The 22724-nt window shown below is 72.5% G+C and carries 20 protein-coding genes; 11 read left to right on the plus strand and 9 right to left on the minus strand.

What is annotated here, in order from left to right; genetic code table 11:
* Nucleotides 1–12: 12 nt before the first annotated feature.
* Nucleotides 13–372: a metallopeptidase family protein gene (locus J2X60_RS03150; protein ID WP_254789530.1), complete on the minus strand. Its 360-nt coding sequence runs from the start codon at nucleotides 370–372 to the stop codon at nucleotides 13–15.
* Between the two features lie 139 nt (nucleotides 373–511).
* Between J2X60_RS03150 and J2X60_RS03155 the strand changes: the two genes are divergently transcribed.
* Both J2X60_RS03155 and ahcY read left to right on the plus strand, forming a co-directional pair.
* Nucleotides 512–727, plus strand: a complete 216-nt coding sequence (locus tag J2X60_RS03155) for a DUF3499 family protein (protein ID WP_309886458.1) — start codon at nucleotides 512–514, stop codon at nucleotides 725–727.
* A gap of 103 nt (nucleotides 728–830) precedes the next feature.
* On the plus strand, nucleotides 831–2309 hold the full coding sequence (gene ahcY / locus J2X60_RS03160) for an adenosylhomocysteinase (protein ID WP_309886459.1): 1479 nt from the start codon (nucleotides 831–833) through the stop codon (nucleotides 2307–2309).
* 267 nt (nucleotides 2310–2576) lie between these two features.
* Here ahcY and J2X60_RS03165 read toward each other — a convergent pair whose 3' ends face one another.
* On the minus strand, nucleotides 2577–3446 hold the full coding sequence (locus J2X60_RS03165) for an RDD family protein (RefSeq protein ID WP_309886460.1): 870 nt from the start codon (nucleotides 3444–3446) through the stop codon (nucleotides 2577–2579).
* A gap of 80 nt (nucleotides 3447–3526) precedes the next feature.
* On the opposite strand from J2X60_RS03165, the gene J2X60_RS03170 reads away from it, so the two are divergent.
* On the plus strand, nucleotides 3527–4522 hold the full coding sequence (locus J2X60_RS03170; protein ID WP_309886461.1) for a stage II sporulation protein M: 996 nt from the start codon (nucleotides 3527–3529) through the stop codon (nucleotides 4520–4522).
* Between the two features lie 7 nt (nucleotides 4523–4529).
* Here the strand turns inward: J2X60_RS03170 and J2X60_RS03175 are convergent, their stop codons facing one another.
* From J2X60_RS03175 to J2X60_RS03195, 5 genes are read right to left on the minus strand one after another with little or no spacing between them, the layout of a single operon-like run.
* Nucleotides 4530–5882 (minus strand): DUF58 domain-containing protein, encoded by a 1353-nt coding sequence (locus J2X60_RS03175; protein WP_309886462.1) that lies wholly within the window; start codon nucleotides 5880–5882, stop codon nucleotides 4530–4532.
* Nucleotides 5882–6877 (minus strand): AAA family ATPase, encoded by a 996-nt coding sequence (locus J2X60_RS03180; protein WP_396127774.1) that lies wholly within the window; start codon nucleotides 6875–6877, stop codon nucleotides 5882–5884. The genes J2X60_RS03175 and J2X60_RS03180 overlap by 1 nt, the downstream gene beginning before the upstream one ends.
* Nucleotides 6874–8118 (minus strand): DUF4350 domain-containing protein, encoded by a 1245-nt coding sequence (locus tag J2X60_RS03185; protein WP_309886463.1) that lies wholly within the window; start codon nucleotides 8116–8118, stop codon nucleotides 6874–6876. Before J2X60_RS03185 ends, J2X60_RS03180 begins: the two co-directional genes overlap by 4 nt.
* Nucleotides 8115–8753 (minus strand): DUF4129 domain-containing protein, encoded by a 639-nt coding sequence (locus tag J2X60_RS03190; RefSeq protein ID WP_309886464.1) that lies wholly within the window; start codon nucleotides 8751–8753, stop codon nucleotides 8115–8117. Before J2X60_RS03190 ends, J2X60_RS03185 begins: the two co-directional genes overlap by 4 nt.
* Nucleotides 8750–10198, minus strand: coding sequence for a glycerophosphoryl diester phosphodiesterase membrane domain-containing protein (locus J2X60_RS03195; RefSeq protein ID WP_309886465.1), 1449 nt, complete (start codon nucleotides 10196–10198; stop codon nucleotides 8750–8752). The genes J2X60_RS03190 and J2X60_RS03195 overlap by 4 nt, the downstream gene beginning before the upstream one ends.
* 148 nt (nucleotides 10199–10346) lie before the next feature.
* On the opposite strand from J2X60_RS03195, the gene mtrA reads away from it, so the two are divergent.
* The 6 genes from mtrA (at nucleotide 10347) to secA (ending at nucleotide 19052) form a co-directional block, all read left to right on the plus strand.
* A complete protein-coding gene (mtrA, locus tag J2X60_RS03200) occupies nucleotides 10347–11021 on the plus strand; it encodes an MtrAB system response regulator MtrA (RefSeq protein WP_070418502.1) in 675 nt (224 codons plus the stop codon).
* Nucleotides 11022–11026: 5 nt separating this feature from the next.
* A complete protein-coding gene (gene mtrB, locus J2X60_RS03205) occupies nucleotides 11027–12709 on the plus strand; it encodes an MtrAB system histidine kinase MtrB (protein WP_309886466.1) in 1683 nt (560 codons plus the stop codon).
* Complete coding sequence (locus J2X60_RS03210) at nucleotides 12709–14391, plus strand: LpqB family beta-propeller domain-containing protein (protein ID WP_071294916.1); 1683 nt, start codon at nucleotides 12709–12711, stop codon at nucleotides 14389–14391. Before mtrB ends, J2X60_RS03210 begins: the two co-directional genes overlap by 1 nt.
* A 95-nt stretch (nucleotides 14392–14486) precedes the next feature.
* Complete coding sequence (locus tag J2X60_RS03215; RefSeq protein ID WP_309886467.1) at nucleotides 14487–15221, plus strand: phosphoribosyltransferase family protein; 735 nt, start codon at nucleotides 14487–14489, stop codon at nucleotides 15219–15221.
* 184 nt (nucleotides 15222–15405) lie between these two features.
* Nucleotides 15406–16113: a ribosome hibernation-promoting factor, HPF/YfiA family gene (gene hpf / locus J2X60_RS03220; protein ID WP_070418505.1), complete on the plus strand. Its 708-nt coding sequence runs from the start codon at nucleotides 15406–15408 to the stop codon at nucleotides 16111–16113.
* A 158-nt stretch (nucleotides 16114–16271) separates the two neighbouring features.
* Entirely contained in the window at nucleotides 16272–19052 is a 2781-nt protein-coding gene (gene secA / locus J2X60_RS03225; protein ID WP_071294918.1) for a preprotein translocase subunit SecA, read from the plus strand.
* Between the two features lie 78 nt (nucleotides 19053–19130).
* On the opposite strand, the gene J2X60_RS03230 is transcribed toward secA, so the two are convergent.
* Nucleotides 19131–19544, minus strand: coding sequence for an Rv3235 family protein (locus tag J2X60_RS03230; protein ID WP_309886468.1), 414 nt, complete (start codon nucleotides 19542–19544; stop codon nucleotides 19131–19133).
* A gap of 117 nt (nucleotides 19545–19661) precedes the next feature.
* Between J2X60_RS03230 and J2X60_RS03235 the strand changes: the two genes are divergently transcribed.
* Entirely contained in the window at nucleotides 19662–21170 is a 1509-nt protein-coding gene (locus tag J2X60_RS03235; protein WP_309886469.1) for a histidine kinase N-terminal domain-containing protein, read from the plus strand.
* 489 nt (nucleotides 21171–21659) lie between these two features.
* Here J2X60_RS03235 and J2X60_RS03240 read toward each other — a convergent pair whose 3' ends face one another.
* Nucleotides 21660–21908, minus strand: coding sequence for a WhiB family transcriptional regulator (locus J2X60_RS03240; protein WP_022904217.1), 249 nt, complete (start codon nucleotides 21906–21908; stop codon nucleotides 21660–21662).
* Between the two features lie 260 nt (nucleotides 21909–22168).
* On the opposite strand from J2X60_RS03240, the gene J2X60_RS03245 reads away from it, so the two are divergent.
* Nucleotides 22169–22591: a hypothetical protein gene (locus J2X60_RS03245; protein ID WP_309886470.1), complete on the plus strand. Its 423-nt coding sequence runs from the start codon at nucleotides 22169–22171 to the stop codon at nucleotides 22589–22591.
* Nucleotides 22592–22724: the final 133 nt, after the last annotated feature.

Here is a 22724-nt window from a genome sequence, read left to right on the forward strand (position 1 = left end):
TGGCGCGCTGCGTCACCAGTGGCGGTAGCGGTCCGGCGCCAGGTCCCACGGGTCCTTGTCGATCAGCTCGCCCACCGCACGGAACACCGCGGTCTCGATGATGATGCGCTTGTCGGTGTCGTCCTTCTCGGGACTGCGGGTGACCCGCTCCACCGGGACGCGGAACACGGTCACGCGGCGCTGCTCGCGGTCCACCCGCCAGCGGGGCATGTGGTCCGGCAGGGTCGAGTCCGTCGGCATGTCCGCGACCTGGAACACGACGCCCTCGAGCTCGGCCGGCCAGAGCCCGAGCAGGTAGTGCGCGGTGTCGCCGACGATGCGGTCGAACGTCTCGGCGCGGGTGATGATCGGCGCGAGGTCCGGACCGGTCACGCTGGACCGTCCGCCGCGTCCGTGCCGGGACCGACCGCGGCCCCGGTCGACGGGTGTGACGAGACGAGTCCTGCGACGCATCCCCACATCGTACGCGGCGCGGGCGGTGCCGCCCTGCTCCGATAGGGTCGGTGGCGGTATGGACGTGAGGATCTGCAGCAAGGTCGCCTGTGGCGCGAGCGCCTCGGCGACCCTGACGTACGACTACGGGGACTCCATGGTCGTCGTCGGCCCCCTCTCCACCCGCATCGAGCCCCACGGCTACGACCTCTGCGCCCGCCACGCGGCGCAGCTGCGCGTCCCGCGCGGGTGGCAGGTGGTGCGGCGCGAGCCGCTCCGTCGCGACGCGGACTGACGCGGTCGGGGCCGGTCCTCCACAGGGGGATCCCCGGAGGCGCGGCTCACGGTACCGACGTCGGCTGACGACCCGCGCCTCCCGGCGTGGAAGACTGGGCGGCATGCCCACCGAAGCCCGTACCGCAGCACCGTTCCGCGTCGCCGACCTCGCCCTCGCCGAGGCGGGGCGCCACCAGATCCGCCTCGCCGAGAACGAGATGCCGGGGCTCATGTCCCTGCGCGAGGAGTTCGGCGCGTCGCAGCCGCTCGCCGGCGCGCGCATCGCGGGTTCGCTGCACATGACGGTGCAGACTGCCGTCCTCATCGAGACGCTCGTCGCGCTCGGGGCGCAGGTCCGGTGGGCGAGCTGCAACATCTTCTCCACGCAGGACGAAGCCGCCGCGGCCATCGCCGTCGGCCCGACCGGCACGCCTGAGTCGCCGGCCGGCGTCCCCGTGTTCGCGTGGAAGGGCGAGACGCTCGAGGAGTACTGGTGGTGCACCAGCCGGATCTTCGATTGGTCGGCCGAGGCCGCAGCCGCCGGCGCCGACTGGATCGGCCCGAACCTCATCCTCGACGACGGCGGCGACGCCACGATGCTCGTGCACACCGGCGCCGATGCCGAAGCCGCCGGCCGTGTGCCCGATGCCGGGGCCGACGCGAGCACCGAGTGGAAGATCGTCCTCGACACCGTCGCCGCCTCACTGCAGGGGTCGTCGGACCGCTGGACCCGCATCGCGGCCGACATCGAGGGCGTGACCGAGGAGACCACCACCGGCGTGCACCGCCTCTACGAGCTGTCGCGCACCGGCGAGCTGAAGTTCCCGGCGATCAACGTCAACGACTCCGTCACGAAGTCGAAGTTCGACAACAAGTACGGCATCCGGCACTCGCTGCCCGACGGGCTCAACCGGGCGACCGACGTGCTGATCGGCGGCAAGGTCGCGTTCGTCGTGGGCTACGGCGACGTCGGCAAGGGCGCGGCCGAGGCGCTCCGCGGGCAGGGCGCCCGCGTGATCGTGTCCGAGGTCGACCCGATCTGCGCGCTCCAGGCCGCGATGGACGGGTACCAGGTGGCGCGCCTCGCGGACGTCGCCGACCAGGTCGACCTGGTCGTCACGTGCACGGGCAACCTGGGGGTCGTCGGTGTCGACGAGATGCTGGCACTGAAGCACCTCGCGATCGTCGCGAACGTGGGGCACTTCGACAACGAGATCGACATGGCGGGCCTCGAGTCCCTGCCGGGCGTCGAGAAGGTCGAGATCAAGCCGCAGGTGCACGAGTGGCGTCTGCCGACCGGCCGGTCGATCCTCGTACTCTCCGAGGGGCGGCTCATGAACCTCGGCAACGCCACAGGGCACCCGTCCTTCGTGATGAGCAACTCCTTCACGAACCAGGTCCTCGCCCAGATCGAGCTGCACACCCGCCGCGCCGAGTACCCGACGGGGGTGTACGTGCTGCCGAAGCACCTCGACGAGAAGGTGGCGCGGCTGCACCTCGACGCGCTCGGGGTCGCGCTGACCGAGCTCCGGCCGGAGCAGGCGGCGTACATCGGTGTCCCGGTCGAGGGCCCCTACAAGCCCGAGCACTACCGGTACTGACGCGGGGCGCGCGCCGCGGGCACCGCGGGCGCGCGCACCGCGGGCGCGCCGGCGCGGGCGCGCTGCCGCCCCGCGGCAGGCGCGCTGCCGCACCGCACAACCAAAGTCGCCCGGAACCACGCATCCGCGCGGCTCCGCGTGCTTTTGGTTGTGCGGCGAACTACGTTTCCGACAACGAACCAGGCAGCCGCGCTGGTTCGACGTCGGAAACCTGGTTCGAAAGCCTGAAGCCCGCGCGCCAGCGGCGCCGCGGCGCGCGACAGCGCGTCAGCGCGGGAACCCCGGCGGCCGCGCCGTCGCCACCGCCGACGCCCGGTCGAGCACCGCCGCCCGACCCCGCAACGCGCGCAGGTCCCGCTCCCGCCGCAGCACGACCACCCCGGCGAGGAACACCTCGGGGTGGACCGCCGGCACCGGGTGCGCGTACTCGGCGACCGCTGCCGCGAGGGACCGTGCCGCCGCCTCCCGGAGCTCGGGGCGGAGGTCGGCAGCACCGCGGAAGAACGCCCCGAGCCGGTTCTCGAGCCGCTGCGGGAGCGCCGAGACGTCCGCGACCCCGGCCCAGGCCACGAGCTCCGCGGGCATGAGGACCTCGGGGGACCGCTGCTTCGCCGCCCGCTCGTGCTGCACGAACGTCCCGGCGAGCAGGTCCCCGAGCCGCCGCGGGCGGGATCCGAACAGCGCCACGAGCAGCGCCACGGACCCGAACGTCATCCACAGCTCGAACAGCCCGACGAGGGCACGGGTGAACGCGTGCCGGAACCCGATCGCCCCGCCGTCGAGCCGGACGACCCGGGTGCCGGTGGCGTACCGGCCGACGCTCTTGCCCCGGGTGACGGTCTCGAGCGCCGCCGGGACGAGCACGAGCACGACGACGAGCACGCCGATGCTGAGCGCCGCTGCCCAGGCCTCGTCGAGGTCGCTCGGCCAGACCCGCGACAGGCCGATCATGAGCATGACGTACAGCCCGAGCAGGCAGACACCGTCGAGGAGCGCCGCCGCGAGCCGCAACGCGATGCCGGCGGGCTGCACGTCGAGTGCGACGGCCTCGCCGACGACGAGCTCGTCGTGGGTGTCGTCGAGCGCGACGACGAACCGACCGTCGGCGAGGTCACGCGGCACGCGGGTCTTCGGCATGGGATCATTCTGTCGGAGACGCACGCCCGCCGCCCGGACGGCACGGACGCGCGAACACCGGAACGAGCGGGGGAGACGCTGTGGACCTGGACGCCTACACCGAGGTGCACCGCGACCGGTGGCAGGAACTCGACCGGCTCGCCCGCACCCGCCACGCCTCCGGTGCCGACGTCGACCGCCTCGTCTCCGGCTACCAGGCGGCAGCGACCGACCTCGCCCGCATCCGCGGCGCCGCCCCGCGCACCGCCGTCGGCGACCGGCTCTCGCTGACGCTGTTCCGTGCCCGACTCCGGTTCACCGGCACCCCGGTCGACCCGCTCGCGGCGCTGACGTCCTTCTTCGTCCTGCAGCTCCCCGCCGCCCTGTACCGGATCCGCTGGGTCACGATCTGGGTGGCGGCCGCCACGGCGGCGATCGCCGCGATCACGGCGGTCTGGATCACGACCACCCCGGGCGCCGTCGACACGTTCGGCACTCCCGAAGCACTCCGGCAGTACGCGACCCGGGACTTCCAGGCGTACTACTCCGACCACGGTCTCGGTGCCTTCACGGCGCAGGTGTGGACGAACAACGCGTACATCGCCGCCACCATGGTCGCGTTCGGGATCACCGGCCTCTTCGTGCCGTTCTCGATCGGCCAGAACGGGATCAGCCTCGGCGTCTCGGCGGCCATCCTGCACGACCAGGGCCGCCTCGGTGACTTCTTCCTCTACATCGCCCCGCACGGGCAGCTCGAGCTGTACTCGATCTTCCTCGCGGCCGCCGCCGGCCTGATGATCTTCTGGTCGTGGGTCGCCCCCGGTGCCCGCACCCGCGGACAGGCCCTCGCCGAGGACGGCCGGGCACTCATCACGATCGCCGTCGGCCTCGCCCTGACGCTCCTGCTGTCCGGTCTCGTCGAGGGCACGGTGACCCGGCAGGACTGGCCGTGGCCCGTCAAGATCGGGATCGGCACCGTCGCCCTCGCGGCCGTGCTCTGGTACCAGTGGATCCTCGGCGGTCGGGCGTACCGCGCGGGGCAGCGTGGCGACCTCGAGGAGTTCGAGCGCGGCTCGTCCGCGCTCGTCGCCGACTGACGGACGCCTAGAGCCGCCCGGTCGCCTTCGCGCGGATGTACGCGTCCGCGACGAGCGGCGGCACCTGCTCGGGTGCGGCCCGGACGACCTCGGCCCCGGCGCGGCGCGCCACGTCCGCCACGCCGTCGGCATCGAGGAGCGTGCGTTCGGCGGCAGCGCGTCGGTACACGTCGCGCTCGGCACGGCCCTGGAGGGACGGCGCACGTCCGCCCCGCCGCCCCGGTCCCGAGACCGCCGGGTCCACCGCCCCGCTCGCCATCCGCTCGACGGCCGGGTCCGTCACGCTGGTGACGACGACCGCGTGCCGTCGCGTCAGGCGGGGGAGCACGGTGAGGAGGTCACCCGACGCGCCGACCGAGTCGAGGCTCGACACGAGCACCACGAGGGCCCTGGAGGTGGTGATCGAGTCGACGAGCCTGGGCACCGCCGACCAGTCGGTGGCCGCGATCCCGGGTTCCGTGAGCGCGAGCGTCTCCCCGAACCGCTGCACGACGTCGGTGCGCGTGGCACCGTGGACGCGACCCCGGACGGCGTCGTCCAGCACGGCGAGGTCCACCCGGTCGCCCGCGGCCGCCGCGAGTGCGCCGAGGAGCAGCGCGGACTCGATGAACGTGTCGAGCCGCGGTTCGTCGTCGACCCGTCCGGCACCGGCACGCCCGGCGTCGACGACGACGATCACCCGACGGTCCCGCTCCGGACGCCAGGTGCGCACCACGAGGTCCTGGCGGCGGGCGGTCGCACGCCAGTCGATCGACCGCACGTCGTCGCCGCGCACGTAGTCCCGCAGCGAGTCGAACTCGGTGCCGTGGCCCCGCAGTTGGAGGGTGGTCTCGCCGTCGAGTTCCCGCAGCCGCGCGAGCCGCGAGGGCAGGTGCCGACGCGACCGGAACGGCGGCGTGACGACCAGCTCGGCAGGCGCCACGAGGACGCGTTGGCGTGCGGCGAGCCCGAGCGGCCCGAACGCACGCACGGCGACGCCCGCGGAGGCCCGGCGGCCGCGACGGAACGGGGCGAACCGCATTCGCGCGGTCCGTCGCTCCCCGGCAGGTACCTGCAGGTCGATGCGGCGCGGGGCCTGCCCGGCGGACGGCTCCCACATGTCGCGCACCACACCGCGGAGCGTCCGGCGGCCGTCGTTGGCGAGCACGAGGGTGCCGTCGGCGGTGGTGTCCCGGCGGGCGAGCCGGGGCATCCGCCGCTCGACGCGCACGGCCGTGAGGTCGGCGGCGAGCAGCACGTCGAGCAGGGCCGCCAGCACGACCACGCCCGCCCAGGCCACACCAGCCCATCCCGTGCCGAGCAGCACGGTGGGCACGATCGCGACGGCGAGGAGCGCGACGAACCGGCCGGAGATCGCCACTAGATCGGCACCCGGACCTGCTCGAGCACCTGCTGCAGCACCCCGTCGGCTCCGACGCCCTCGAGCTCGGCGTCGGCGGCCACCCGCAGCCGGTGCCGCCACACCGGCAGGAGCATGGCCTGGACGTGGTCCGGCGTGATCGCGTCGTAGCCGGTGAGCCAGGCCCAGGCCTTCGCGGCGGCGAGCAGGGCGGTCGCACCGCGCGGGCTGACCCCGACCCGGACGGACGGCGCCTGCCGGGTGGCGCGGGCGAGGTCGACGATGTACGCGAGGACGTCGTCCCGCGCCCCGACCCCGCGGACCGCGCGCTGTGCGGCGAGGACCTCGTCGACCCCGAGGACCGGTGCGATCCCGGCCGACCGGACGTCCCGCGGCACGAAGCCGTCCGCGTGCCGACGGAGCACCTGCCACTCGACGTCCCGCGGCGGGACGTCGAGCGTGAGCTTCATGAGGAAGCGGTCGAGCTGGGCCTCCGGGAGCGTGTACGTGCCCTCGAACTCGATCGGGTTCATCGTCGCCGCGACGAAGAAGGGGGCGGGCAGCACCCGGGCGTCGCCGTCGACGCTGACCTGGCGTTCCTCCATGGCCTCGAGGAGTGCGGACTGCGTCTTCGGCGGCGTCCGGTTCACCTCGTCGGCGAGGAGCACGTTCGTGAACACCGGTCCCTGGCGGAACGGGAAGGTGCCCGTCGAGGCGTCGTACACGAGCGAGCCGGTGACGTCGCCGGGCATCAGGTCCGGCGTGAACTGGATCCGCTTCGTGTCGAGCGACATCGCGGCGGCGAGGCTCCGGACCAGCAGGGTCTTCGCGACGCCGGGGACGCCTTCGAGCAGGACGTGCCCCTGCGCGAGGATGCCGACGATCATGCCCGAGACGGCGCCCTCCTGCCCGACGACGGCCTTGCCGACCTCGGCGCGCAGCCGTCCGAACACGTCGCGCAACGGATCACCAGCGGGGGTCGCCTGCGGGGTCTGGGTGGTGGACGGATCGGTCACGGTCGTGCTCCTCGGTGGTCTCGGTCGGTCTGCTGGGCGCCGGTGGTCGCGGCGAGGACGGCACGCTCGAGGTCGTCGAGCGCCGCTGCCCCGGCGGTGAGGGCCCGGTCGTCGGTGGCCGGGCCGCCGACGAGGACCGCCCCGACGCGCCGGTCGGGGATCCCGGTGGCGCGTGCTGCGGCCCGGACGACCTCGTCGACGTGGGCCGACCGGGGGAGCCCGAGCCGGCGTGCCGTGCGGCGGAGGGCCGCGATCCGGAGCGTGTCGAGCGCGTGGGTCCGGTCGCCGGTGCGTGCGGCGAGCCGGGCACGGCCCTCGGTGGTCTCGGCGGCACGGACGACGACCGGCATCCGCTCGACCACGAGCGGGCCCAGCCGGCGGCCGCGCCAGACCGCGGCGGCGACGGCGACGAGTCCGAGCAGCACGAGTGCGCTCGGCACCCACGGCGGTGCGAGCGACCCGAGGGTCGGTGCCGCGTCCGACGTGCCGGGGGTCGGCGTGTACCAGGTGAGCGTCGCGTCGTCGCCGAGCAGGCCGAGGGCGAGGGCGGCGTTGCCGGCGGTGGTGATCGTGTCGTTCCGGAACGCCGCCGTGGTCCCGACGAGCGTGACGTCACCGGCCGGGGTCGCCGTCCGGACGAGGCCGTAGGCCCGGTCGCCGCCCGAGCCGAACGGTGCGCAGAGGTCGGTGCCGGTCGGGGCCCGGCCGCCGTCCGGCACGGCGTACCCGGTGCCGCCGAGGGTGACCCGCTCGGCACCGGCAGCGGCCGGGATCGCGCACGAGGCGGTGGACACGGTGTCGTCCCCGCCGACCTGCGTGGCCGGCTCGACGTCGAGCCCGAACGCCTCGAGCGTCGCGGGGGTCGACGACACGAGGACGACGTGGTCCGCCTGCCGAGCGATCCGCCGCGCGACGCCTCGGTCGAGGACGCCCTGCTCGTCGTCGACGAACACGGTGCCGTCCCCGATCCGGTCGGCGCGGTCGACGATCCGCACGTCGGTGCCCTGCTGCTCGAGGACCCGCACGAGTGCCTTCGCGCCGCTCGCCGTCGCGGAGGTCGGGTCGAGCGGTGCCTGCCCCGGGCCGGTCCGCCCGACGACGGCCGTGAGCACCGCGAGCACCGTGCCGACCAGGACGATGGCGACCCAGAAACCGACGCGGAGCCCACGGCCCGCGCGGCGCGGCGCGGTCGAGGTCGAGGCCTCGCCCGACGGTGCGGACGGGGTGGCGGTCGCGGTCACGCGGGGACCGCCGGGGTCGTCGTCCGTGCGGGGCGTGCCGTCCGGACCGCGTGCTCGGTGTCCAGGACGTCGCGGGCGCTCCGCTCGGTCGCGTCGGCGCCGAGGTACCGCACCTCGTCGAAGGTGGCCGCGGCGCGCTCGAGCCGCGCGGCCTCGTCCGGGAAGACCACGGCCGCCCGGCCGGCGATGGCACGCGCGGTGGCACCGGGGACGTCGGGGACGAGGTCGCGCTCCCCGAGCCCACGGGCGAGGGCACGGTACCCGTCGAGCACGGCGCGGGACCAGTCACCCGCGCGCAGGGCTGCTCGGGCGTCCTCGGCGATGGCACCGGCGGGACGCAGGTCGTCGTCGTCGAACACCCCGCCGACCTGCCCGTCCGCGAGCCGAGCGCGACGCCGGGGGAGTCCGCGGGCGACGACCACGAGGACGACCACCGCGACGAGCACGACGACGGCCGTCCAGAGCAGGGTGTGCGCGACCGCGGGGGAGCCGAGGCCGTCCGCTCGGAGCGAGCCGAGCCAGTCGAGGACCGCGCGCGAGGCGCGGTCCCACCACGTCACGTGGGCACCGTCGTACTCCGACCGCTCGAGCTCGCGTTCGAGGAGCCGTCGTGCGTCGTCGGGGTCGATCGTCATGCGCGGCCGTCCGGCGGGTACCGTCCGGGTTCGCCGCCCCACTGCGGCGGCGTCGGGCCGCCCGGCTGCTGGCCGCCCGCGCCCGGCTGCCCCGGCTCCGGCTGGCCCTGCCACGGCTGCTGCGGACCCGGACCGCCACCGGGCCAGGTCGGCCCCGGCCACGGCTGCTGCGGCCCCGGACCGGCACCCGGCCACCCCTGCTCCTGCCCCGGCCACGCCGGCCGGTCCACCCGCGGCGACGGTGCGAACGGGTCTCCCGGCTGTCCGGTCTCGAGGTGCGACGCGATCCGCTGGTCGAGCGCCTCGGTCCGGATGCGGCGGTCGATCGCCAGGAAGGTCACGACTGACGCGGAGAGCACGTCGGTGATGCACTGCACCGCGATCCCGAGCAGGCTCCCCACGACGATCGCCACGAGCCCGCCGACCCCGGCTCCCGACCCCGCATCGGTCTGTCCGAGCGGGTCGAACGTGCCGCCGACGAGCGTCGCACCGATCGTGAGCGGGACCGAGGCGATCGACACCGCGAAGGCGAACATGACCTGCACGAGCAGGATGATGCCGAAGGTGCGCCAGAAGGCTCCGCGGGTGAGCCGCCACGACTGCGCCGCGGCCTGGAACACGGGGCGTCCCTCGAGCGCGATGGTCGGGACGGTGAACGCGAACTTCGTCCCGAGCCAGACGAGCACGACCGTGAAACCGAGGCCGAGCACGAAGAAGGTGAGCAGGAGGCCGCCGATGCCCGACCCGTTGCCGGAGAGCCCGGCGGCGGCGCCGACCAGCACGAGCACGAAGACGATCCCGATGACGGCACCGGCTGCGAGCTGCAGGAGGATCCAGGCGACCACCGACCAGCGTCGTCCGGCGAGGAGCGCCCAGAGCCCGCGGAAGGTGGCGCGCCGTCCGAGGATGCGTTGTCCGGTGTCCGCGGCGACCGGGGCGACCAGGAAGCCGCGCCCGAGGTAGGCCAGGAACGGGAGCCCGATCGACAGCACCAGCCAGAGCGTCACCGAGCCGGCGAGGATCGACGTCTGGCCGTCCACGTCGCCGTCGACCGCCGAGAACATGCGGGACTGGATCGCACGCTGGCCGAACGCGCTCGCGATGGTGGAGAGCAGCCCGAGGACCCCGCTGAGGAGCACGCTCCAGAGCAGGAGCACCCGCGCGTTGCGGCGGAACACGGTGAAGGCGCCGCTCAGGACGTCACCGAGCCCGAGCGGTCGCAGCGGGATGACCGGCCGCGACCCGGCCGGCGGCGGCCCCGGGGGCCGACCCGGCCCACCGGCGGAAGGCCCGCTGCCGTACGGTCCACCGGCGGACGGACCACCGGACTGGCCCGGCCACGGGGCGGACGGCTGCTGCCCCGGGGGCCGAGCCGCGCCTCCTGGGCCGTTCCCCCGACCGTCCTGCGGACCGCCGGGCGCCCCCGGTACCTGCCAATCGGACATCGCCGCCCCCTCGTGGTCCCGACCGAGCACGCGGAAGGCGCGGTCGACACCCATCCTGTCGGAAAACGCCGTCGCACGGGGCCTCGGCTATCGTGAGTGGTCAGGTGCCGACCGGGTACCGCTGCACGTCACACGGAGTCCCCATCACATGACACCGCGCATCCTCGTCGTCGACGACGACCAGGCCCTCGCCGAGATGATCGGCATCGTCCTCCGCTCCGAGGGCTACGAACCCGAGTTCAGCGCCGACGGCAACGACGCCATCGATGCGTTCCACGGGACGAAGCCCGACCTGGTGCTGCTCGACGTGATGCTCCCGGGCATCGACGGCATCGAGGTCTGCAAGCGCATCCGCGCCGAGAGCGGCACGCCGATCATCATGCTCACCGCCAAGGGCGACACGTCCGACGTCGTCGCCGGGCTCGAGAACGGCGCCGACGACTACGTCGTGAAGCCCTTCAACCCGAAGGAGCTCGTCGCCCGCATCCGCACCCGGCTCCGCCCGACGGCCGCCGACGCGACGGTGCTGCACGTCGGCGACCTCACCGTCGACGTCGCCGGGCACGAGGTCCGTCGCGGCGACGCCGTCATCGCGCTGACCCCGCTCGAGTTCGACCTCCTGCGGGCGCTGTCCGAGAAGCCGAACCAGGTGTTCACCCGCGAGATGCTGCTCGAACAGGTCTGGGGCTACCACTACAAGGCGGACACCCGCCTGGTGAACGTCCACGTGCAGCGCCTCCGCGCGAAGATCGAGCACGACCCCGACAACCCGAAGATCGTCACCACGGTGCGCGGCGTCGGGTACCGGGCCGGAGGAGCCTGAGCACCGTGCCGTCCGCAGCGTCGACCGGCGGCGTCGCCGTGCAGGGCAGGCTCGCCCGCGCCGGCCGTCGCCTTCGACGGTGGGTCCGGCGCGGCTGGCGCGCCGCGGCGTACCTGTGGCGTCGTTCCCTGATGTTCCGGTCGGTCGCGATCACGGTGATGACCACCGGCCTCGCGGTCGCGATCATCGGCACGGCCGTCATGATCAGCATCTCGAACAACGTCTACTCGCAGCGCCGCGACCAGATCGAGTCCGAGTCGGCGCGCGCGACGATCGTCGCGCAGGGCATCTTCGACGCGGCCACCGCGGGCGAGGACAACAACCAGAGCGAGCTCGAGACCCTGCAGAGCGAGGCGCAGCAGGCGATCCTGTCGAACACCACGAGCCCCGGCGGCACGAGCATCGCCATCGAGCGGAGTCCCGACCAGCCCGGGCCGCAGACGGTGCAGAACGTCGCGAGCCAGGGCTTCCCGGACGCCGTGATCACCGACGCCCTCCGCAAGCAGGTCGGCAAGAACACCGGCACGCTCAGCCTGCAGCCCGTGCGCCTCGACGACGACGGCCGCCACCAGCCCGGCCTCGCCGTCGGGTCGACCCTGCAGATCCCGAGTGCCGGTCAGTACGAGCTGTACCTCGTCTACGACCTGTCGGACGCCCAGCAGACCCTCGACTTCGTCTCGCAGACGCTCTCGATCGGCGGTGTCGCGCTCATGGTGCTCATCGCCCTCGTGACCTCGCTCGTCGTCCGTCTCGTGGTCGTGCCGATCCGGGGCGCGGCCGAGACGAGCCGGAAGATCGCCGCCGGCCGGCTCGACGAACGCATCCCCGTGCGGGGCAACGACGACATCGCCACCCTCGCCCGCAGCTTCAACGGCATGGCCGACGCGGTGAGCCGGCAGATCACCCAGCTCGCCGAGCTCTCCCGCGTGCAGCAGCGGTTCGTCTCCGACGTCTCCCACGAGCTCCGGACCCCGCTCACGACCATCCGGCTCGCCGGCGACATGCTGTTCGACTCCCGTCACGCCTTCGAGCCGTCGGTCGGTCGGTCCGCCGAGCTCCTGCACGCCCAGGTGGAGCGGTTCGAGCTCCTGCTCGCCGACCTCCTCGAGATCTCGCGGTTCGACGCGCAGGCGGTGCACCTCGATCCCGAGCCCGTCATCCCCGCGGCCCTGGCGACCGACATCGTCGACGAGTTCCGGCCGCTCGCCGAACGCGCCGGCATCGACCTGCAGCTCGCCACACCCGGCGGGCACACCACCATGCAGCTCGACGCGAAGCGCATCCGCCGCGTGCTCCGCAACCTCGTCGGCAACGCGATCGAGCACGGCGACGCGAAGCCCGTGCAGGTCGTCGTCGACAGCGACGCCCGCTCGGTCGCGATCGCCGTGCGCGACCAGGGCGTCGGCATGCCGCCGGAGGACGCCGCCCGCGTGTTCGACCGGTTCTGGCGCGCCGACCCGAGCCGCAAGCGGACGATCGGCGGGACCGGCCTCGGACTCGCGATCTCGCTCGGCGACGCGAACCTGCACGGCGGCCGCATCGACGTGTGGTCCCGCCCCGGCGAGGGTTCCACCTTCGTGCTCACGCTGCCGCGCAACGACCGCGTCACCGTGACGACCTCGGCGATCCCGCTGCCGGACCTCGACGAGTCGTACGACGGCCCCCGCGCCGTCAGGGAGGACGACTGATGCGCACCCGCTTCCGCACCCTGGTCGCCACGGCGCTCGCCGCGGTGACGATCGTCGCCGTGTCCGCCTGCGCCGCGATCCCCACCGACGGCGCGGTGCGCTCCGGCGGCGTGATCAAGGACCAGTCGGTGTCCGGCGTCGACTACCGGCCCGGCAAGCCCGTGCCCGGCGCCGACCAGACGACGATCCTCCGCGGCTTCATCGCGGCCGGCACCGGTGCGGCGGACGACTACGCCGTGGCCCGGGAGTTCCTCGCCTCGAACTTCTCGACGAAGTGGAACCCCCGGCGCTCGGTGACGATCCAGCCCGGCAACCCGGCGATCGAGCGGGTCGGCGAACGCGAGCTGACCTACACCCTCACCGCCAGCGCCTCGGTGGACGCCGACGGCGAGTACACGCAGGCGGTCCGACCGACCTCGTCCACGCTGACGTTCCAGTTCACCCGCGAGGACGGCGAGTGGCGCATCGCCTACGCCCCCGACGGCATCATCCTGTCGCCGGTGAACTTCGAGTCGGTGTTCCAGCAGCACGCGCTCTACTTCTACGACCCGACGTACAAGTTCCTCGTGCCCGACGAGCGCTGGTTCCTCGCCAGGTCGTCGACGAGCACCCGCATCGCGAGCGCGCTGCTCGCCGGACCCGCGAGCTGGCTCAAGGGGGCCGTGGTCACCGCCTTCCCCGAGGGCACGCAGCTCTCCCTGAACGCGGTCACGATCCAGAGCGGGACCGCCCTCGTCGACCTGTCCAGCGACGCCCTGCGCGCCAGCAGTCAGGACCGGATCCGGATGCGCGAGCAGCTGAGCAAGTCGCTCGCCTCGGTCGCCACGGTGTCCTCCGTCGACATCACGGCCGAGGGCACGACCTTCGCCGTCCCCGACGGCAGCGGGTCCGACGCGCAGCAGAACCCCGACGTCGATGCCCGCCCGCTCGTCGACCAGGACGGCACCGTGGGCTACTCGGCCCTCGGCGGCGGGAAGATCGCACCGCTCGGCAACGGCATGGGCGCGGAGATCGGCGACCTCGGGCCGTCCTCGTTCGCGTTGTCCGCGTCCGGTACCGCTGCGGTCGTCGGGAACGGCGACGGCGTGACGGTCGTGCGCGGACGCTCGCACCTGCGCATCGACGCGACCGACGGCCTGGTCCCGCCGTCCATCGACGACCTCGGCTTCGTCTGGGTCGCGTCCGAGAAGAACACCCGCCGGGTCACGGCCTACGGTCTCGGCGGCGATCCGCACGCGGTGAACACGACGCTCCCGGCCGGCGACCTCGTGTCGTTCCAGGTCTCGCGCGACTCGACCAGGGCCCTCGCGCTCATCCAGACGAACGACGGACCGAGCCTGTACGTGATGGCCATCGTCCGCGGCGCCGACCGCACCCCGACCGCGCTCGGCTCCCCGGTGCGCGTGCAGGCCGCCACGGGCAACGCCGTCGGGGCCGCCTGGATCAGCGACTCCGACGTCGCCTCGGTCGGGCAGACGTCCTCCGGCCCGGACGTCGTCCGCTCCACGATCGGTGGGCAGTCGAGCACCCTGCCGAAGCCCGACGGGCGGGCGACCGAGATCGTCGGCGGGAGCGGCGGTTCGATGCTCCTGCGGATGTCCGACGGGTCGGTCCTGCAGTCGACCGGCGGTGGCTGGGTCACGACCGGGATCAGCGCGGACGTGCTCGGCGTCCAGCGCTGAGGTCGCTCCTCCACAGGGCGGCGGTCCAGGAGGCGCGTCCCCAGTCCCACGGATCGGCGCGCGCCCGGTGGTGGGTGGCGGTCAGGATCGTCGGCATGACGACACGGGACAGCCTGCGGCCGTGGCTCGACGCGGCCGTCGCGGTGCTCGGGCTCTTCCTGCCGGTGGACTGCGTCGGGTGCGGCCGGCCCGACCGGGCACTCTGCGCCGCGTGCCGACACGCGCTCGACGCGATGCCCCGCCGGGTGCGTCTCGTCGCCGGGGTCCGGCTGGACGCGGCGTTCGAGTACACGGGACTCGTGCGGACGATGCTCCTCGAGCTCAAGCTGCGCGGGCGCGTGGACCTCGCTCGGCCCCTCGGCGCCCGGTTCGGTGGGCTCGTGCGGGCGGCGCTCGCCGACGCCGGTCCCGGGGCCGTGCTGCTGCGGGTGCCGCCCTCGCGGCAGGGTGCTCGGCGGCGGGGGTTCGACCCCGTCGTGCTGCTGGCGGCGCGCGGGGGAGTGCGGCGGTCGCGGGCGATGTCGAGGTTGCGGGCAGGAGGGCTGGCGCGGCGCCGCGCCGGCGCCGGCGTCGGTGCTGGTGCTGGTGCAGGTGCCGGCGTCGGCATCGGTGCCGGCGCAGTGCACGGCGGGCAGAAGGAACGCAGCGCGGTGGAGCGGGTGGCCGCGACGGTCGGCACCCTCTCGGTCACCGGCGTCACCGGTCGAGCCGTCGTCGTGGTGGACGACGTCGTGACCACCGGCGTCACGATGGCCGAGGCCGTCCGCGCCGTGCGTGCGGCCGGTGGTCGGGTCGTGCGGTGCGTCGCCGTCGCGAGCGTCGACGACTGAGGCGCGCCCGCCCGGAGCCCTCGGCGCATCGGTGAACGCTCGGTGGCCACTGTGTGTCCGGTGGGTGTCCTGGCGACTCACCGACATCGCGTGACGCCGGAGCGCCACCGGGTCTAGCCTCGCGACAAGGCGTTCAGGATCGCCGGATGGAGGCGACGCGCTGAGTCTGGATGGGAGCCGCCACATGGACGTGACGATCACGGGCCGGAACATCGGGGTCACCGACCGATTCCGCACCTACGTCGAACAGAAGTCCGAGAAGATCGACGTGCTCGCCGACCGCGCCCTCGCATTCGAGGTGCGCATCAGCCGCCACAACGAGAAATCGGGCGGTTCCCAGGGCGAGGACCGCGTCGAGCTGACATTGATCGGCCCCGGCCCCCTCGTGCGGGCGGAGTCCGCCGCGTCGGACAAGTACGCCGCCTTCGATCTGGCCTTCGCCCGGATCATGGAACGACTCCGCCGAGCACGCGATCGCCGCAAGGTGCACCGCGGCCGCCACCGTCCGACCTCCGTGTCCGAGGCGTCCGGCACCGCGTTCGAGCGCATGGGTGTCGTCCCGGCCGACGGCAAGCTCATCGAGGACGTCGCGACGGGTGCCGTCCCGGTGGTCGACGCGAACGCCGAGGACGACGAGAACGAGGTCTACAGCCCCGTCGTGATCCGGCACAAGGTCTTCGAAGCCGGTCCCATGACGGTCGACGACGCCCTGTACTTCATGGAGCTCGTCGGGCACGACTTCTACCTGTTCGTCGACGCGGAGACGCACCGGCCGAGCGTGGTCTACCGCCGCAAGGGCTGGGACTACGGCGTGATCGGCATCGACGACCCGTCCACCGAGCACGCTCCGGCAGCGGCGTCGGAGTCCGAGCCGGCGGTCGCGATCGCCTGACGATCGCTCAGTACGGCAGACCGAACCCGGGTGTGCGCGGACCGTTCGCGGGCCGCGCACACCCGCGCTGTTCACAGCGGCCGGAGTCGACGGGTTGCTAGCATGACTGGCTGTTCGCATCGCGCAGGTCGCGCGTGACGATCTCGTAAGGAGCTCACGTGGCAAACGTGCTGGAGAAGGTCCTCCGCATCGGCGAAGGACGCACCCTCCGACGGCTGAAGGCGTACGCCTCGGCCATCAACGACCTCGAGGACGACTTCGCGAGCCTCACCGACGAGGAACTCCAGGACGAGACCAAGGAGCTCCGCGAGCGCTACGCGAACGGCGAGACCCTCGACGACCTGCTGCCCGAGGCGTTCGCCGCCGTGCGGGAAGCAGCGAAGCGCACCCTCGGCATGCGGCACTTCGACGTGCAGCTCATGGGCGGTGCCGCGCTGCACCTCGGCAACATCGCCGAGATGAAGACCGGTGAAGGCAAGACCCTCGTCGCCACGACGGCCGCGTACCTCAACGCCATCCCGTCGCGCGGCGTGCACGTCATCACCGTCAACGACTTCCTCGCGTCGTACCAGTCCGAGCTCATGGGCCGCGTGTTCCGTGCGCTCGGCATGACGACCGGCTGCATCATCGCGAACCAGTCCCCGGCGGAGCGGCGCGAGCAGTACGCCGCCGACATCACCTACGGCACGAACAACGAGTTCGGCTTCGACTACCTCCGCGACAACATGGCGTGGCAGGCATCCGACATGGTGCAGCGCGGCCACTTCTTCGCGATCGTGGACGAGGTCGACTCGATCCTCATCGACGAGGCCCGCACGCCGCTCATCATCTCCGGTCCCTCCTCGGGCGAGGCGAACCGCTGGTTCACCGAGTTCGCGTCGATCGCGACCCGCCTCACCCCGGGCGAGGACTACGAGGTCGACGAGAAGAAGCGCACCGTCGGCGTGCTCGAGCCCGGCATCGAGAAGGTCGAGGACTACCTCGGCATCGACAACCTGTACGAGTCGGCGAACACCCCGCTCATCTCGTTCCTGAACAACTCGATCAAGGCCGTCGCCCTCTTCAAGCGGGACAAGGACTACGTCGTGATGAACGGCGAGGTGCTCATCGTCGACGAGCACACCGGCCGCATCCTGATGGGCCGCCGCTACAACGAGGGCATCCACCAGGCGATCGAGGCGAAGGAGAAGGTCGAGGTCAAGGCCGAGAACCAGACCCTCGCCACGGTCACGCTGCAGAACTACTTCCGCCTCTACCAGAAGCTGTCCGGCATGACGGGTACGGCCGAGACCGAGGCCGCCGAGTTCATGTCGACGTACAAGCTCGGCGTGGTCCCCATCCCGACGAACAAGCCGATGCAGCGCATCGACCAGACCGACCTCGTCTACAAGAACGAGAAGGCGAAGTTCGAGCAGGTCGCCGAGGACATCGCCGAGCGCCACGAGAAGGGCCAGCCGGTCCTCGTCGGCACCACGAGCGTCGAGAAGTCCGAGTACCTGTCGAAGCTCCTCGCGAAGAAGGGCGTCAAGCACGAGGTCCTCAACGCGAAGAACCACGCGCGTGAGGCCGCGATCGTCGCCCAGGCCGGTCGACTCGGCGCCGTGACGGTCGCGACGAACATGGCCGGTCGCGGTACCGACATCATGCTCGGCGGCAACTCGGAGTTCCTCGCCGTGCAGGAGATGCACGCCAAGGGGCTGTCCCCGACGGAGACGCCGGAAGAGTACGAGGCCGCGTGGGACGACGTGTTCGACCGCGTCAAGGCCGAGATCAAGGACGAGGCCGACAAGGTGCGCGAGGTCGGCGGCCTCTACGTCCTCGGCACCGAGCGCCACGAGTCCCGTCGCATCGACAACCAGCTGCGCGGTCGGTCCGGCCGTCAGGGCGACCCGGGCGAGAGCCGCTTCTACCTGTCGCTCACCGACGACCTCATGCGCCTGTTCAACTCCGGTGCCGCCGAGAGCCTGATGGGCCGCTCGAACGTCCCGGACGACCTCGCGATCGAGAACAAGCTCGTCGGCCGTGCGATCCGGTCGGCCCAGGCGCAGGTCGAGGGCCGCAACGCCGAGATCCGCAAGAACGTCCTGAAGTACGACGACGTCCTCAACCGCCAGCGCGAAGCGATCTACAGCGACCGCCGCCACATCCTCGAGGGCGACGACATCCACGACCGTGCGCAGTCGTTCCTCAAGAGCGTCGTGGACGACGTGATCGACTCCCACACCGCCGAGGGCAACGCGGACGACTGGGACCTCGACGCCATGTGGACCGAGCTCGGGACCCTGTACCCGATCTCGATCTCCATTGACGAGGTCATCACCGAGGCCGGCTCGAAGGGCAAGGCCTCGCGCGAGTTCCTCGGCCGCGAGATCCTCTCCGACGCCAAGCTCGCCTACCAGCAGCGCGAGGAACTCCTCGGCGACGAGGCCATGCGTGAGCTCGAGCGCCGCGTCGTCCTCTCGGTGATCGACCGCCGCTGGCGCGACCACCTCTACGAGATGGACTACCTCAAGGACGGCATCGGCCTCCGTGCGATGGCACAGCGCGACCCGCTGGTCGAGTACCAGCGCGAGGGCTACGCGCTCTTCCAGAGCATGATGGGCCAGATCCGCGAAGAGTCGGTCGGCTACCTCTTCAACCTCGAGGTGCAGGTCCAGTCCGACGGCGAGAACGCCGTCATCGAGGCCAAGGGCCTCGGTGAGGACGAGGTCTCCGGTCTCGAGTACTCCGCTCCGTCGATCGACGGCGAGGTCGAGGTCCGCGACGAGCGCGGTCGCCTCGAGCAGGCCGCGACCGCGCGGGCGCAGAAGGCGCAGGCTGAGGCCGAGGCGGCCGCCGGGCCGGAGCAGGGCTCCGCGTTCGGCAACGCCGCGACCGCGTCCGGCCAGGCTGCCGCGGGCAACCGCGCCGAGCGTCGTCAGGCCGCCAAGAAGGGCTGACGCGACCACGTCCGGACAGGAGGCGCGGTGCCGGCTGGCACCGCGCCTCCTGTCCGTCTCCCGGTCACATCACGGGCGTCACAAGACCCCGACGGCCGTCGCGCGCCAGCGACCCTGCCGTCCCTCCAGGCGCATCGCGACCGCACGGGCGTGACTGCGCGTGTGCACGACGACCGTCGCCTCGGCGACCCCGTCGGCGGGGCAGCACACGATCACGCTGCCGACCCGGAGCAGCGCCCGTCCGCGCGACCGGCTGCCGACTTGCCGGGCCCGCGCCGCCATCGCCGCCCGCTGTTGCAGGTGCCGGTGCACCTCGTCGGTGATCCACCGGGCGATGCTGTCGACCTCGCGTGACCCCGTCAGGATCTCGGCGACGCAGAGGCCGAGCGCGCGAGCGGTGTCCTCGACGTCGGTCGGTGGCGGTACCGCGCTGAGTCGCGGGACGTTCTCCATCGGCTCTGCGTCATCGATCCGGCGTGCTTCCTCGGCCACCCCTGCCCCTTTCGTCGGGGCTGAGCGTAGAGCGAGTACAACATGAGAAATATGACTGCCCTCGAGCCTGTGGAGAGAGCGGAGTTGTCCACAGTGGTGCGCACCTAGACTGGGCGGGTGTCGACCCTCAGTGACCTCGTCCTCGCACAAGGCCGTTCCTCCGAAGCCGACGTGGAGTGGCTCCACCTGCTCGTCGGGGACTGGCAGTTGCTCGCCGACCTGTCCTTCGCGGACATGGTCCTCTGGGTCCCGACCGCCGAGGACGGCTCGTTCGTGGCGGTGGCGCACGCTCGCCCGAGTTCCGCGGCGACGCTCTTCTACCGCGACATCGTCGGGCAGGAGATCCGCGAGGAGTGGCGCGAACAGGTCACCGAGAGCTTCGTCGGCGCGAGGGTCGTCGACTCCGCCGAGCCGGACTGGTACGAGGACACCCCGACGCGCGTCCGGGCGATCCCGGTGCTCCGGCGGCTGAGCGCGAACAGCGCCGAGACGACCGAGCGCCCGATCGCGGTCGTGACGCGGCACTCGAACCAGGACGAGATGCGCACCCCGAGCCGCCAGGAGCTCAACTTCACCGCGAGCGCGAACGACCTGTTCGGCATGATCGCCACGGGTGACTTCCCCGACATCGGTGCGCCGGCCGGACCCCGACGCGGTGCACCGCGCGCCAGCGACGGCCTGCTCCGCCTCGACACGAACGGGATCGTCACGTTCGCCAGCCCGAACGGCCTCAGCGCCTTCAACCGGATGGGCTTCGAGGGCGAGCTCGAGCGGAAGTCCCTCGCCGAGGTCACGACCGAGCTCATCGGTGCGCAGCTCGACGTCGACGAGTCGCTGCCCCTGGTCGTCACCGGCCGTGCCCCGTGGCGTGCCGACGTCGAGTCGAAGGGCGTCACGGTCTCGCTGCGGTCGATCCCGCTCCGCGACCACGGCGAGCGGATCGGTGCGATCGTCCTCTGCCGCGACGTCACCGAGCTGCGGCACCAGGAGCGCGAGCTCATCACCAAGGACGCCACGATCCGCGAGATCCACCACCGCGTGAAGAACAACCTGCAGACCGTGGCCTCGCTCCTGCGCATCCAGGCACGCCGCACCCACTCGGACGAGGCCCGGACGTCGCTGCAGAACGCGATGCGCCGCGTGGCCGCGATCGCCGTCGTGCATGACACCCTGTCGACCGGCCTCAGCCAGAACGTCGACTTCGACGAGGTCTTCGACTCCGTGCTGAAGCTCGTGACCGAAGTCGCGGCGTCGCACAACACGACCGTCCGCCCGAAGAAGACCGGGGAGTTCGGGGTGCTGCCCTCCGAGGCCGCGACCCCGCTCGCGCTCGGGCTCACCGAGCTCGTCACGAACGCCGTCGAGCACGGGCTGGACGGCCGCGACGGCGAGGTCGAGATCGTGGCGGAGCGCTTCGACGACCACCTCGACATCCAGGTCCGCGACAACGGGCGGGGCCTGCCCGAGGGCAAGGTCGGGTCGGGCCTCGGGACGCAGATCGTCCGCACGCTGTTCCAGGGCGAGCTCGGCGGCACCATCGACTGGCACACCCTGACCGGCAGCGGTACCGAGGTCACCATCACGATCCCGTTCCGCTGGCTGACGGCGACGCCGGGCGCCGCGTAGCGCGCTCCGCGCCCGCGCCGCGCGTCGCCTGGAGGCGCGGCGCGCGCCCGCCAGTCCTGCGTGGAACCACGTTCCCGACGTCGAACCGCCGTCCGGCCCTGGTTCGACGTCGGTCCCGTGGTTCGTCGCGCGGCCGCACAACGAAAGCACGTCCGAACCGCGCGGTGCCGCGGCGTCGCGTGCTTTCCGTGGTGCGGAGGCACGTGCAGCGGCCTGGAGTCGCGGCGTGCGCCCGCCAGGCCCGCGTCGAACCACGTTCCCGACGTCGAACCGCCGTCCGGCCCTGGTTCGACGTCGGTTCCGTGGTTCGTCGCGCGGCGCGTCGGGCGGCCGCACAACGGAAGTGCGTCCGAACCGCGCGATGGTGCGGCGTCGCGTGCTTTCCGTTGTGCGCAGGCATGTGCAATCGCCTGCAGCCGCGCCCCGCGCACGACGACGCCCGCCGGCCCAGTGGGGGCGGCGGGCGTCAGGCGCGCAGCAGGCGCCGGGTCAGGAAGCGCGGCGAGCGCGGGCGGCGCGACGCTTCAGCGCGCGGCGCTCGTCCTCGCTCAGGCCACCCCAGACACCGGAGTCCTGGTTGTTCTCGAGGGCGTACTGCAGGCACATCTCGGTGACCGTGCAGCGAGCGCAGACCGACTTGGCCTTCTCGATCTGATCGACGGCCGGTCCGGTGTTCCCGACGGGGAAGAAGAGCTCGGGGTCCGCGGTGAGGCAGGCTGCCTGGTCACGCCAGTCCATGTGTGGTGCTCCTTGAAATCGATGCTCGAACGGCAGGCCGGGGCCGTGGTTCGGGGATCGGAACGCTGAGCATGCGCGAGGCACGAGGGGACACCCGTGGGGGAGGAGTCCGCTGGAAGCGAGTCTGACGCCCGCAGAACGCTCGGGGGAGGAGCGTCGAACCACGGGAGACGCACACCACATCGTGCCGTCCAAACGACCTCGAATATCGTTCCATACTGGTAGGGCCAAATCAAGGGTTCCGACGCTGGAGGAATGCTGTGCCCGACACCACCCCGACCGAGCCCGACCACGTCGAGCGGCGGTCGCCTGCCCTCCTGGCGCTCCTCGTCGTCGTCGGACTCGAGTTCGCCGCCCTCGTCGTCGTGACTATCGTCCTCATCGTCGAACTCATCGTCGCGCCGGCCACGAGCATCGCGTCCGGGATCGCGCTGACGGTCCTCGCGGCCATCGCGGCGCTCTGGCTCGGCTCCCTGTGCATCGGCCTCCGCAACCGTCGTCCGTGGGTGCGGTCCGGGATCATCGTCTGGCAGGTCCTGCAGGGTGCGCTCGCGATCGGGGCGTTCCAGGGCGTGTTCCGCGTGCCCGCCGTCGGCTGGTTCCTGCTCATCCCCGCGCTGCTGGGCATCACGCTGGTGCTGTCGCGACCGGTGACGGACGCGCTCGCCCGTCCGGTCGAGTAGACGGTCCCGATCCACGGACTGGAGGCGGGGGGGCCGGGGGGCCCCCCCCCCCCCGCCGGGGGGGGGGGGGGGGGCAACACCCGGCCCGGGTGTTGCGCCGGCGCGCCCCCGGCCCCCGCGCCCGGGTGGAGTT

It is taken from the genome of Curtobacterium sp. 320 (assembly GCF_031455235.1).
In the GTDB taxonomy this organism is placed as follows: Bacteria; Actinomycetota; Actinomycetes; order Actinomycetales; family Microbacteriaceae; genus Curtobacterium.